We start from the raw sequence: 12,851 nt of genomic DNA, 5'->3' as shown, positions 1-12,851 counted from the left end.
TTAGCGCTTCGGGAGGGAGGCGGCGTTTTTGAAACCCTCTTCCCCATCGCCCGGTCCGTTGGTGCCGGGGATGATGTACTTCACCCAAGTGTAGTTTTTGTTGGCATTGACGGCGAAGCCGACCTGGCCGTTGGCATCCGAGAAATTCAGCGCCAGGCTGGTTCCGCCCGCCGACGCCGGTCCCGGCTGGTTGCGGTTACCCGGTTCGTATTTGTAGTCATTGGCGATAAACAGGCTGATGGTTTTCCCAACATACAAGCTTTGCAAATTGTTTTTCACATACATGCCGGCGTCGAAGGAACCGATCATGTACTCGTTCGGCTGGATGGCGTTGCTGAAGCCGAAGAATGCCTGTTGCGGCGCGACCGGCAAGACTTGGCCGGCCAGCGAGCTGAGCTTGCTAAGCATGGCGCTGCCCAGCATGCTGCTGGCTTTGCGGTCGATGAAATCGCCGAGGAAGGGAATCCAGCTGAAGCTGCTGTCGCAGGAAGTGCTTTGCGTCGGCGTGAAATCGATGACCGTTCCCGCCACCGCCCCGTTGTAGGGGTTGTATTGGGAAGAGAAGGAAATCGAATTCAGGGTGACTTGCGAACGGCAGGTGACCGAGCCGAGCCAGTTGGATTTCCTGGCGGTGATGTTGATGTTGAAGCTGAGTCCGCTCATCGCCATTCTCAGGGAGCCGTCCGGCAGCCCCGACACCGACATATTGAGATCCCCCCACAGGCCGCCGGGGCCGTCGACGCTGGCGTCCTGGCCGGCGGCGGCGATGCCGGCGGCGATGCCCTCGCTCAGTTTGGTGCGGATCGACCAATAAAAATTCGACGCGCCGCCGACCAGCTGCGCCATCGGCGCGCCGCCGTTCGCCATATCCGACACGGCGACGGTGGAGGCGTTGCCGTTATAGGTGACCTGGGCGGCGTAGCTGCCGCCGGTGGCGACGGGCCGGTACATGGTGATGTCGTGTATCGGCCGGGCCGAGGCCGCGCCGGAAAGCAGCAGCACACCCAGTACGCTTAATTTTAGTTTTTGCAGAATCATTTCGTTCATCTCCAATGGTTAAACAATATGTAATTGCACACACATCATTATTTTTAAGTTAATGAATGTCAAGTTAACAATGTTTCATTGCGATAATATGTTATTCCATGTCGCAAAAATGCCGCAACCCGGGCGCCGCCTGCTTGGGCGGCCGCTGCGCGCGCGTCCGGGTTTTGCGATGGCGCAAAGCTATGAATGTAGTCGTAGGGCATCAGTGACGATTGGTGACTATTAATGCCGAAAATATAGTGCAGAATGGAGCTGAAATAAATTCCCAAAAGAAATCAATCCGGCGCCTGCCATGCCGCGATAAATTGATTGAGAAACAGGTGGATATGCATTTATTGCAATAGGCATTTCTTCACCTCATACGGCTTGCCACCTCTCCCCGCCGCCAAGCGCCGAGGCGGGTTTTACGCTTGCATATAAAAATAGCTGCTTCAGGCGGAAACGGCACGACGGTGCCCCGCTCGCCTCCATAAATATTTTCTGGCGCGTCTTCATGCCGCCACAAGTTTTTATTGCCGAGGAATGTGCATGCCTTACGCACAGAGCCGATCGATCCGTTGTCACTGGGGGAGTACATGAACATCGCACACATGAAGGTGGCCACGCGCCTGGGCATTGGCTTCGGCCTGGTGGCGACCTTGCTGGCCATCGTGACCGGCTTGGGCATCAACCGCATGGCGGCCATGCGCGACCGGATGGACGAAATCATCAAAGTCAACAACGTCGAAACGAAGCTGGCGGCGGCGATGGACTTGACGATCACCGAGCGCGCCCTGGCCGTGCGCAATTTGATACTGCTCAGCGAAGAGGCGGAAATCCAGATCGAGGTCAAACGCATCGAGGCGCAGGCGAAGAAGTATGAGGAGGCGCAAAGCAAGCTGGCGCGGATGTTCGCCAGCCTGGCCGGCACGGCGCCCGAGGAAGTCGCGCTGCTCGACAAGATCCGCCAGCAGTCCTTGCTGGCCGCGCCCTTCATCGCCCGCGCCACGGAACTGGGGCTGGCCAAGAAGGGCGACGAGGCGTACAAGGTGCTGCGCTTCGAGTTTCGTCCCGTGCAAAAGAAATGGTGGGAATTGCTGCGCGAGCTGAGCGCGATCGAGGAAAAACAGAGCGAACAGGCGGCCGCCGCCGCCGAGACCGCCTACGCGGGCGCCCGTTCGATGATGCTGGGCTTCGGCGGCCTGGCCCTGCTGGCCAGCATCGCCGCCGCGCTGCTGATCACGCGCGGCCTCGTCAAACAACTGGGCGGCGAGCCCGATTACGCCGCCGAAGTGGCCGGCCGGATCGCCGGCGGCGACTTGACGGTGGCCATCCGCACCCGCGACGGCGATACCGGCAGCCTGATGTATGCGATGCGGGCCATGCGCGACAGCCTGGCCGGCATCGTCGGCCAGGTGCACGCGAGCACGTCGACCATCGCCACCGCCTCGCACCAGATCGCCTCGGGCAACCTCGATCTGTCTTCGCGCACCGAGCAGCAGGCCAGTTCGCTGGAGGAAACCGCCTCCTCGCTGGAGCAGCTGACGTCGACCGTCAAGCAGAACGCCGACAACGCCCGCCAGGCCAACGGCCTGGCGCAATCGGCCTCCGACGTCGCGGTCAAGGGCGGCGCCGTGGTGGCCCGCGTGGTCGACACGATGGGCGCGATCAATTCCTCGTCGATCAAGATCGTCGACATCATCGGCGTCATCGACGGCATCGCCTTCCAGACCAATATCCTGGCGCTGAACGCGGCCGTCGAGGCGGCCCGCGCCGGCGAGCAGGGGCGCGGCTTCGCCGTCGTCGCCTCCGAGGTGCGCAACCTGGCGCAGCGCTCGGCGGCGGCGGCCAAGGAAATCAAGATCCTCATTGACGATTCGGTGCAGCAGGTCGATTCCGGCGCCAAGTTGGTCGACCAGGCCGGCGCGACGATGGACGAGATCGTCGCCAGCGTCAAGCGGGTTACCGACATCATGAGCGAAATCAGCTGCGCCAGCGCCGAGCAGACCTCGGGCATCGAGCAGATCAACCAGGCCGTGATCCAGATGGACAATGTGACGCAGCAAAACGCCGCCCTGGTCGAGGAGGCCGCCGCGGCCGCCGCCGCGCTGCAGGAGCAGACGGCTGACCTGGCCCAGGTCGTCAGCGTGTTCCGCCTGAGCGCGGCGCACGTCCTGGCCCCGGGCCGGGCCGTCGCGGCGGCGCCGCGCAAGGCCGCGCCGCTGCCGCTGAAGCCGGCGGCGCGGGCGCAGCCGGCGCGCCTGGCGGCGGCCCGGGCGGCGCCGCAGCCGGCGCGCAAGACCGTCAACGCGGCCGCCTCGGCCGACGGCGACTGGGAAGAGTTCTAGGACCCGCCGCTGGCGGACCATGTGGATGGACGAGGAGGCAGTATGACGACCGATGTATTGAACGAACTGGCCGAGACGATAGGCGAGCGGCCGCGGGCGGCGCCGTTGCGGCGCAGCGACGACAGGGTGGCGCCGCTGAACACCTTCTGGCACGCCGGCAAGGTCACGGCGGAGCGGCGCAGCGCCCACTTCGGCCACGCGCCGGCGACGGTCTGGCTGACGGGGCTGAGCGGCGCCGGCAAGTCGACCATCGCCTACGAACTGGACAAGATGCTGCACGACGAGGGCCGCTCCAGCTACGTGCTCGACGGCGACAACCTGCGCCACCACCTGAACCGCGACCTGGGTTTTTCGCCGGCCGACCGCAAGGAGAACATCCGCCGCACCGCCGAGGTGGCGAAGATGATGAACGAGGCCGGCCTGATGGTCATCGCCGCCTTCATCTCGCCGTTCCGGGAGGACCGGGCGATGGCCGCCGCCATCATCGGCGCGAGCGAGTTCATCGAGGTGTATGTCAGCACGCCCACCGAGGTGTGCGAGGCGCGCGATCCGAAGGGCCTGTACGCCAAGGCCCGCGCCGGCGAAATTCCCGCCTTCACCGGCGTGTCCTCGCCCTACGAGGTGCCGCTGATGCCGGCGCTGGTGCTCGACAGCGGCGTCATGTCGCTGGAGGACGCCAGCCGCGCGCTCTACCAACACCTGGCGCTGCGCTTCCGGTCGAGAAAATGACAGCGGCATCCTTTACCCCGGCCGGCGACTGCGGCGCCTACGACGTCTTCAACGGCGACGCCGACGGCATCTGCGCGCTGCACCAGTTGCGCCTGGCCTGTCCGAAGGAGGCGCAACTGGTCACCGGCGTCAAGCGCGACGTCGACCTGCTGCGCCACCTGCCCGACGCGGCCGGGCTCGACGTCACCGTGCTCGACATCTCGTTCGACTGCAATGTGGCGTCGCTGGCGCGCATCCTCGACGCCGGCGGGCGCGTCGCGTATTACGACCACCATTCGGCGCACCGGGCCTTCGCCCATCCGCGCCTGGAGCTGTTCTGGGACGAGAGCATCGACGTCTGCACCAGCATCCTGGTCGACCGCCAGATGGGCGGACGCTACCGGCCGTGGGCGGCGGTGGGGGCCTTCGGCGACAACCTGGCCGACGCCGGCAACGCGCTGGCCGCCGCGGCCGGCTTGAGCGAGGTGCAGGCGGCCCAGCTGGAGCAGCTCGGGCTGGCCTTGAACTACAACGCCTACGGCGAACACATCGCGGACCTGCACATCGCGCCGGACGCGCTGTACCGCGCCGTGCACGCCTATGCCGATCCGCTCGAATTCATGCGCCGCTCGCCGTACTACCGCGCGCTGGCCGACGGCTATCGCGCCGACCAGGCCCACATGAACAGCCTGCGGCCGCAATGGCAGCCGGCCTGCGGGGCGATCTACGTGCTGCCCAACCAGCCTTGGGCGCGGCGCATCTGCGGAGTGTTCGCCAACCGCCTGGTGGCGCCGGCGAACGCGCCGGGTGCGTCCTCGTATGCGGTGCTCAGCGAAAACGCCGACGGCAGTTACGTCGTCAGCGTGCGCTCGGGCGCGCCGGTGCTGCGCGCGGCCAGCGGCCTGTGCGAGCGTTTTCCCGGCGGCGGCGGGCGCAGGGCGGCGGCCGGCATCAACCGCCTGCCGGCGGCGCAACTGGACGACTTCGTGCGGGCCTTCAGCGACTACTTCGCCGGCGCCGGCGGGGCGGCGCATGCACGCCAGGGTTAAGCGCGCGGCCGCGCCGGCCGATGCCGCCGCGCCGGCCGATGCCGCGCCGGTGGCGCTGGCGACGCTGTGCGCGATCTTCCTGAAGGTCGGCTGCACCAGCTTCGGCGGCTTCATGGTGATGATAGGCGTGACCGAGGACGCGGTGGCGCAGCGGCGCAAGCTGATGACGCCGCAGCAGGTGCTCGACGGCCTGACGCTGGCGTCGGTGCTGCCGGGGCCGATGGCGATCAACCTGGTCGCCTACGTCGGCTACCACCTGCGCGGCGCGGCCGGCGCCGCCGTCTGCGTCGGCGCCGCCGTCGCGCCGTCCTTCCTGTGCATGCTGGCCTTCAGCGCCGCGTATTTCCGCTGGGGCCACGTGGCCGCGCTGGGCCAGGTATTCATGGGCGTCGTGCCGGCCGTGGCCGCCATCATCCTGGCCGCCGCCTGGCGCATGTGGGGCGCCTGCGTCGGCGACTGGCGCGAGGGCGCGCTGGCCGTGGCCGCGCTGGCGCTGGCGCTGCTGCTGCCCGGCCTGCACACGACCTTCCTGATGCTGGCCGCGGCCGCGCTGGCCGGCTGGCGCTGTTTCGGCGGCGCCGCCACGGAGCGGCGCCGCACCGCGCCGGCGCCGCGCGCCGGCGCGCCCGTGCCGCGCCGCGCCGCGCTGCTGCTGGCGGCGCTGCCACTGCTGGGCCTGGCCCCCGGCGTGCTGCTGAAACTGCTGGCCGCCTTCGCCGGCATGAGCCTGCTGATGTTCGGCGGCGGCTACGTCTTCATCCCGATGCTGCAGCACACCGTCGTCGACGGCTACGGCTGGGTGACGCGGCGCGAGCTGGTCGACGCGCTGGCGATGGGCCAGCTGACGCCCGGCCCGGTCGCCATCAGCGCCGCCTTCATCGGCTACAAGGTGGCCGGCGTGGCCGGCGCCGCCGTCGCCAGCGTCGGCATGTTCGCGCCGGCCGCGGCGCTGACGGTGGCCTGCGCGCGCCTGCTGGAGCGGGTGCGCCACTCGGCCGCGGTGCGCGCCGCGCTGCGCGGCGTGCGCGCGGCCGTGCTGGGCATGGTGGCCGCCGCCGCCGTCGTCGTCGGCAAGGCGGCGGCGCCGCACTGGCTGTCGCTGGCGCTGTTCGCGCTGACCTTCGGCCTGCTGCTGCGCTACCGCGTCGAGGCCGTGTGGGTCGTGCCGGCCGCCGGCGCGATCGGCCTGTTGGTCTTCTAATCCGCGTTAACCGTTTTACCTGAGGAGCATCGCATGAACGCAAGCACACAAGCGGCCGGAACGGTCGTGCCGGCCAGCCGGCCCCGGCCGGTGTTGATGATACCGCTGCGGCGCTGCGGCAGCCACGCGCTGCGGCTGCGGCTGAACTTCAACCCGCAGTTCTACTCGCCGTATCCGCTGCACATCGTCGACCTGATGCCGATGCTGCCGCTGTACGGCGACCTGGCCGACGACCGCGCCTACTTCCGCCTGGTGGTCGACGTCGTCGGCCTGCAGGCGGCCAGCATGGTGAAGTGGGCCGAGATGGTGTTCGACCCGGTGGAAATTTTCGAGGCGATCAGGCAGCAGCCGCGCAGCGTGCACCGCATCGTCTGGGAGCTGCTGCTGCGCGCCGGCGAGCGCCACGGCGCCGGCGTGGTGATGGACAAGTCGCTCGACAGCGTGCACTACGCCGGGGAGTTGATGGCGCTGTTCCCCGAGATGCTGTTCCTGAACGTCGTGCGCGACCCGCGCGCCCAGGTGGCGTCGATGAACCGCGCCATCATCCACGATTTCGACACGACCTTGAACGCCCAGGTCTGGGTCGAGGCGCACCGCGTCGCGCGCGCCCTGGTGGAGCGCTATCCCGAGCGCGTGCTGACCATCCGCTACGAGGACTTCCTCGGCGAGCAGGAGGCGACGCTGCGCCGGGTGTGCGCCTTTTTCGGCATCGACTTTCTGCCGGAAATGCTCGACGTGGCGGCCTCGCCGGAGGCGCACCGGATCGCCCAGCTGTCGGCGCTGTGGGCGTCGAACTGCTTCGCGCCGATCGTCGCCAATGTCGACAAGTTCAAGAAACAGCTCAGTCTCGGCGAGATCGAGGTCATCGAAACGCTGGCGCGCGAGGATATGCAGCGCTACGGTTATGAGTTGATGACGCCGGCGCGGGCGGAGTTGACCGAGGCCGCGCTGGCGGCGGCGCGCACGCATTCCGACGCCGGCCGGCAGAACGCCTGGCGCGAGCTGGAGCAGAACAACTTCCGCGATTACATCCTGCGGCGTTACCGCGCCGACTACCTGGCCAAGGTCAGGGGACGGCTGGAGCAGGCCGCCGCGCAGCCGCAGGCGGCTTGAGCGGGGAGGCTCAGCGCTTGTCCAGGCGCACCGCCGCCGGCCGCCTGGTGCGCACCACGACGGTGCCCGCCAGCCGGTCGTGCCAGCCCTGTTTCTTCGGGTTGAAGGCGACGGCGATGAAGCCCATGCAGAGGGGCAGGGCCGACAGGTAGTAGGCGAGGTAGCGGCCTATATATTGCGGCAGGCTGGGCGCGCCGCCCGTTTCGGCGTCGACGATTTCGGCGCGGATCGCCATCTTGCCCGGCGTGCTGCCCCGGGCGCGCCAGAACAGGATAATCGCCACGGCCGGCAGAATCAGCGAAATGATGAAGTCCGCCGGGCCGAGGAAGGCGCCCTCCGCCGTGGCGTACTCCTTGCCGTAAATGGCCATCAGCAGCGGCGTCGTCAGGGCGAACAGCAGCACGGTGTCGATGATGCTGGCCCACACCCTGGCCCAGAAGCCGACATATTCGCGTTCATTGTCCATCACTGCTCCTTATGAGGGGCGAAGCGCGGCTCAGGCGAGCTGCTTCGACCATTGTTCCAGTTGCTCGACGGTGGCCGTGACGCCGCCGCACACAATCACCAGCACTTTGTCGAACGGCTCCAGCTGCGCCGCCTTCGCGTAGACGGGCGCCAGCGCCGCGCCGCAGGCCGGTTCGACGACGATGCGGTGGTCGCCGATGAAGCGCCGGCAGGCGGCCACGGCGGCCTGGTCGGTGACGACTTCGCTGAGGATGGGGTGTTGCGCCGACAGCGCAAACGCCCGCTCGCACACCTGGCGCGCGCCCAGCGAGGTGGCGATGCTGGCGATGCCGGCCAGTTCGATGCGCGCGCCGGCCCGCAGCGACTGGGCGAACGAGTCGGCGCCGGCCGTTTCGACGGCGAGCACCGGCACGTCGCCCCAGCCGTTGCGCTGCAAGCCCTCGACGGCGCCCGACAGCAGACCGCCGCCGCCGACCGACAGCAGCACCGCGTCCGGTTTGAAGCCGGCCTGCGCCACCTCGTCGATCATGCTGGCGTGGCCTTGCCACAGCAGCGCGTCGTCGAAGGGGTGCAGGAAGGCGTCCGTCGGCGTGACCATCGACTGCGCCAAGGCGTTCGCCTCGTGCCAGGCGGCGCCGTGCACGATCAGTTCGGCGCCCTCGGCGCGGATCAGCGCCTTGGCCCGCTCCGTCGTCGTTTCCGGCACGACCACGACCACCGGCACGCCCAGCATGCGCCCCGCATAAGCGACGGCGATGCCGGCGTTGCCGCCGGACGAGGAGATGAAGCGGGTGGCGCCGCGGCGTTGGTATTGCTCGCAGGCGAGGCCGATGCCGCGGATCTTGAACGAGCCGGGCGGCTGCATGGCTTCCAGCTTGAGCCAGACGGAACGGCCGGCGGCGGCGCTCAGGGCGCGCGATTCGAACAGCGGGGTGGGGATGTGCAGGGGCATTGCGAAATTCGACTCCATACAGATGATGCAAAATTGATCGCGCAACAATTGCGCCAGACGAAACAATACACGAATTCGCGGCGGCCGGAGCGCGGCGCGCTTGCGCCCGGGCGGGGCGGCCCGCGCCGTGCGCCGGCGCGGCTGTTTTTTTCGCGGTGTTGCGCGGCGCGGACAGAAATTGCGCGCCGACGTGATAGCCTGTTTCCACGAGGATAGTGGCCAGGGCGCCGGATGCAGGCGCGGATGGGCAGCCCTCTATAGATGATATGAAAACCTACCCGGGGGTCACAATGAAGATACTTGTTTCCGCATGTCTATTGCTCTGTCCGCTGGTCGCCCTTGCCGAAGACCCGATGGTCTTGTGCATCGAGGACCAGGCCGCCGCGCCGTTCACCTTCCCGAACAAGGACGGCAGCATGCAAGTGCTGCTCAAGATGGCGGCGAAGGAGGCGGCCTTGCCCGTCACGTTCACGATTTCGCCGTGGAAGCGCTGCATCGAGACGACGCGCGCCGGCAGCATGAATGGCATTGTCAACGCGGGCAACACCCCTTTCCATGCCGGGTATGCCGTCTTTCCGACCCTGCCGACCGGCAAGCCGAACACCGGCCAGTCGCTGGCGTCGATGACGGTGATGGCCTACCGCATGAAGGGCAGCGCATCGGCCTGGGACGGCAGCAAATTCGCCAATGTCAGCAAACCGGTGCTGATGCCGGCCGGCTTCGCGACGATATCCGACCAGCTCAAGGCGCTGAACACCCCCTTCGACGACAACACCAAGGAGCCGCTGCGCAATTTGTACAAAATGGTTGCCGGGCAGGGCGAGATCGTGCTGGGCTTCGAGACGGAAATGAATGCCCTGATCGCCAGCCACAAGGACATCGCCGATAAGGTCGAGATGTTGCCGGCGAAGTTCATGACGACGGATTTCTACGTGGCCTTTTCCAAGCCCTATTACGCCTCCCACAAGAGCCAGGTGGAGGCGTTGTGGACGGCCATCGCCAAGGTGAAGAAGTCCAAGGAATACCAGGACGCCGTCAAAGACATCAAGTAGACGATCGGCTGCTCCCTTGGGGACAGACCACGATTTCCAAGAAATATATTTCTTGGAAATCGTGGTCTGTCCCCAGTTGCGTTTTTCTTGACATGCGGGGCTTTTAATGCCGAGGTGCAATGTTATAATTCTCGCATAATGAATATGTCACGGATTTCCCGCCAACTAGTCTGTTTCGTCCTGCTGCTGTACGTCGCGGCCCTGGGCGTGGCAATGGCGGCGCCGTTCGTGCAACCGAAGGCGGCGAATCTGGTCTGCACCAGCGCCGGCTTCAAAATGGTCGGCCAGCAAGGCGACGCCAAGCCTGACCCGGTCGAGGCCAAGAACCCCACCCATCTGCTCGATTGCGCGCTGTGCCTTGCCAGCGGCCTCGTCCCCTCTTTGCCGTGGCAAGATGCCGCGCCCGTGCCGCATGCGCTGTCGTATGCCTTGCGCGCCATTCCAGCCGCCCGGCTGGCTGCCATCGTCGCCGCGCCGCTGCCGGCGCGCGGCCCTCCCGCCTTCATCTAAGTCTTTCCCTTTCGTCCGGCCTGTTGGCGCGGCGCCCCCTTGAAGGGCCGCGCGCGGCTTCCCATCGCCGGATCGACGTAAGCAGTTTCTCTAGCCTGCGGCAGCCGCGTTGCGCGTCGCGTTGCGTCCCTGCGCCCGGGCTCGATACCGATTTTTCATGTTAGTAGGATTTAAAATGCACTCCACACTCAAAATGTCCGTCCTGGCCGCTTCGATCGCTGCCGCCTTGTCCTGCCAGTTCGCCTTGGCCGCCGAAGCGCCGGTCGCCCGGACGCTGCCGGAAGTCCTCGTCAACGGCAAAAAAATCGACGCCAATAAAATTGAAGCGGACAAGAAAGTCGCCACCGGCGACAGCGCCGGCCTGCTGCGCGACATTCCCGGCATCAGCATGTATGGCGCCGGCGGCGTCTCCAGCCTGCCGGCGATCCACGGCCTGGCCGACGACCGCCTGCGCGTCCAGGTCAACGGCATGGACTTGATTTCCGCCTGCGCCAACCATATGAATCCGGCCCTGTCCTATATCGACCCGTCGCAGATCGACTCGATCGAGGTGCTCAGCGGCATCACCCCAGTCAGCGCCGGCGGCGACAGCATAGGCGGCACGATACGCGTCAAATCGGCGGAGCCGGAATTCGCCGCGGCGGGGCAGGGGCCTTTGCTGAAGGGCCAGGCCGGGGTGTTCTTCCGCAGCAATGGCAGCGTGCGCGGCGCCAACGCCTCGGCCACGCTGGCCAATGAAACCGTCAGCGTCAACTACAGCGGCTCGACCATCCGCTCGGGCAATTACAAGGCCGCCCGCGACTTCAAGCCGGCCGGCCTGTGGACCGGCACGCCGCACGCGCAGCCGGCCGACGAAGTGGGTTCCTCGCGCTACGAGTCGCAGAACCAGTCGCTGGGCGTGGCGCTGCGCAGCGGCCAGCACTTGCTGGAGCTGAAGGTCGGGCTGCAAAACATTCCCCACCAGGGCTACCCGAACCAGCGCATGGACATGACGGGCAACGACAGCGAACAGTTCAACCTGCGCTACCACGGCCGCTACCAATGGGGCGAGCTGGAGGCGCGCGCCTACCGCGAACATACCCGTCACGTGATGAATTTCGGCCACGACAAGCAGTTCTGGTACGGCGCCAAGGGAACCGTGCCGGGCATGCCGATGGACACCGAGGGCACCAACCATGGCGGCGCGCTGAAGGCCGAGCTCAATTTGTCGGCGCGCGACCTGGTGCGCGTCGGCGGCGATTACCAACGCTACCGCCTGAGCGACTGGTGGTCGCCGTCCGGCGGCGGCATGGCGCCGAACACCTTCTGGAACATCAACGACGGCCAGCGCGACCGCTTCGCCGTCTACGCCGAGTGGGACGCGCGCTGGAACGCGCAATGGTTCAGCCAGATCGGCGTGCGCGGCGAAGCCGTGACGATGAACGCCGGCAAGGTGCAGGGCTACAACACGACGATGGCGAACTATGCGGCGGAGTCGGCCGCGTTCAACGGCCGCGACCGCCTGCGCAAGGATCACAACCTCGACCTGGTCGCGCTGGCGCGCTACACGCCGGACCGCGACGCCACGTATGAGTTCGGCTATGCGCGCAAGACCCGCTCGCCGAATTTGCATGAGCGCTACACCTGGTCGACCGGCGGCATGCCGATGAATATGGTGAACACGGTCGGCGACGGCAACGGCTATGTCGGCGACATGGACTTGAAGCCCGAGACGGCGCACACGCTGAGCGCCACGGCCGACTGGCACGACGTCGACCAGGAAAAATGGGGCGTGAAAGTCACGCCGTACTACACCTATGTGCAAGACTACGTCGACGCGCGCTGCCTGGCGAAGCAATGTCCGAAGAACGCCTTCGTGTTCCTGCGCTACGTCAACCAGAATGCGCGCCTGTACGGCCTCGACTTGTCGGGCCACGTCGCGCTGGCCAAATCGGCCGGCTACGGCAACATCAACGCGAGCGGCGTGCTGAGCTACGTCAACGGCAGCAACCGCGTCACCGGCGACCGCCTGTACAACATCATGCCGCTGAACGCCAAGCTGGCGCTGGTGCAGTCCGTGGCGGCCTGGACCAACACGGTGGAAGTGCAACTGGTGAGCGCGAAGAAAGACATTTCGGAAGTGCGCAACGAACTGAAAACGGCCGGCTACGGCTTGCTGAACCTGCGCAGCAGCTATGCGTGGAAACAGGCGCAGTTCGACTTCGGCGTGGAGAACGCCCTGAACCGCTTCTACGACTCGCCCCTGGGCGGCGCCTACGCCGGCCAGGGCACCACCATGTCGCAGAAGGGCATCCGTTACGGCATCGCGGTGCCGGGCATGGGCCGTTCGATCTATGCGGGCATGACCGTCAAGTTCTGATGTCCTGAGGTGGCTGCCCGCGCAAGGCGGGCGGCCGGGGCCGCGTCCTTGCGCGGCCGCCTCGTTCC

The 12,851-nt window shown here is 66.7% G+C and carries 11 protein-coding genes; 8 read left to right on the top strand and 3 right to left on the bottom strand.

Going from position 1 to position 12,851, the window contains the following annotated elements; translation table 11 throughout:
• Positions 1-1,047: a hypothetical protein gene (locus OIK44_RS11510; RefSeq protein ID WP_273670895.1), complete on the bottom strand. Its 1,047-nt coding sequence runs from the start codon at positions 1,045-1,047 to the stop codon at positions 1-3.
• Between the two features lie 575 nt (positions 1,048-1,622).
• Here OIK44_RS11510 and OIK44_RS11505 point away from each other — a divergent pair.
• The 5 genes from OIK44_RS11505 to OIK44_RS11485 are packed head-to-tail and all read left to right on the top strand — an operon-like array spanning position 1,623 to position 7,445.
• Positions 1,623-3,374: a methyl-accepting chemotaxis protein gene (locus OIK44_RS11505; protein ID WP_273670894.1), complete on the top strand. Its 1,752-nt coding sequence runs from the start codon at positions 1,623-1,625 to the stop codon at positions 3,372-3,374.
• Between the two features lie 42 nt (positions 3,375-3,416).
• Positions 3,417-4,103 carry an adenylyl-sulfate kinase gene (gene cysC, locus OIK44_RS11500; RefSeq protein WP_273670893.1) on the top strand — a complete coding sequence of 229 codons (687 nt, stop codon included), beginning with the start codon at positions 3,417-3,419 and terminating at the stop codon, positions 4,101-4,103.
• Complete coding sequence (locus OIK44_RS11495; protein ID WP_273670892.1) at positions 4,100-5,131, top strand: hypothetical protein; 1,032 nt, start codon at positions 4,100-4,102, stop codon at positions 5,129-5,131. Before cysC ends, OIK44_RS11495 begins: the two co-directional genes overlap by 4 nt.
• Positions 5,115-6,332, top strand: a complete 1,218-nt coding sequence (gene chrA, locus OIK44_RS11490) for a chromate efflux transporter (RefSeq protein ID WP_273670891.1) — start codon at positions 5,115-5,117, stop codon at positions 6,330-6,332. The genes OIK44_RS11495 and chrA overlap by 17 nt, the downstream gene beginning before the upstream one ends.
• A 33-nt stretch (positions 6,333-6,365) precedes the next feature.
• Positions 6,366-7,445: a sulfotransferase family protein gene (locus tag OIK44_RS11485; RefSeq protein ID WP_273670890.1), complete on the top strand. Its 1,080-nt coding sequence runs from the start codon at positions 6,366-6,368 to the stop codon at positions 7,443-7,445.
• Positions 7,446-7,455: 10 nt separating this feature from the next.
• On the opposite strand, the gene OIK44_RS11480 is transcribed toward OIK44_RS11485, so the two are convergent.
• Both OIK44_RS11480 and OIK44_RS11475 read right to left on the bottom strand, forming a co-directional pair.
• Positions 7,456-7,911, bottom strand: coding sequence for an RDD family protein (locus OIK44_RS11480; RefSeq protein WP_273670889.1), 456 nt, complete (start codon positions 7,909-7,911; stop codon positions 7,456-7,458).
• 30 nt (positions 7,912-7,941) lie between these two features.
• Positions 7,942-8,862 (bottom strand): pyridoxal-phosphate dependent enzyme, encoded by a 921-nt coding sequence (locus OIK44_RS11475; RefSeq protein WP_273670888.1) that lies wholly within the window; start codon positions 8,860-8,862, stop codon positions 7,942-7,944.
• A gap of 290 nt (positions 8,863-9,152) precedes the next feature.
• Between OIK44_RS11475 and OIK44_RS11470 the strand changes: the two genes are divergently transcribed.
• The 3 genes from OIK44_RS11470 to OIK44_RS11460 all read left to right on the top strand — a co-directional run bounded on the left by OIK44_RS11470 (position 9,153) and on the right by OIK44_RS11460 (position 12,783).
• Positions 9,153-9,914, top strand: coding sequence for a type 2 periplasmic-binding domain-containing protein (locus OIK44_RS11470; protein ID WP_273670887.1), 762 nt, complete (start codon positions 9,153-9,155; stop codon positions 9,912-9,914).
• Positions 9,915-10,058: 144 nt separating this feature from the next.
• Positions 10,059-10,424, top strand: coding sequence for a DUF2946 family protein (locus OIK44_RS11465; RefSeq protein ID WP_273670886.1), 366 nt, complete (start codon positions 10,059-10,061; stop codon positions 10,422-10,424).
• Between the two features lie 175 nt (positions 10,425-10,599).
• The gene (locus tag OIK44_RS11460; RefSeq protein WP_273670885.1) at positions 10,600-12,783 is read left to right on the top strand and encodes a TonB-dependent receptor; all 2,184 of its coding nucleotides are present in this window, start codon (positions 10,600-10,602) and stop codon (positions 12,781-12,783) included.
• Positions 12,784-12,851: the final 68 nt, after the last annotated feature.

Source organism: Janthinobacterium fluminis (assembly GCF_028595325.1).
In the GTDB taxonomy this organism is placed as follows: Bacteria; Pseudomonadota; Gammaproteobacteria; order Burkholderiales; family Burkholderiaceae_D; genus Janthinobacterium; species Janthinobacterium fluminis.
The sequence above is the reverse complement of the archived record's forward strand: the minus strand, read 5'-3'. Positions and strand labels throughout refer to the sequence as shown.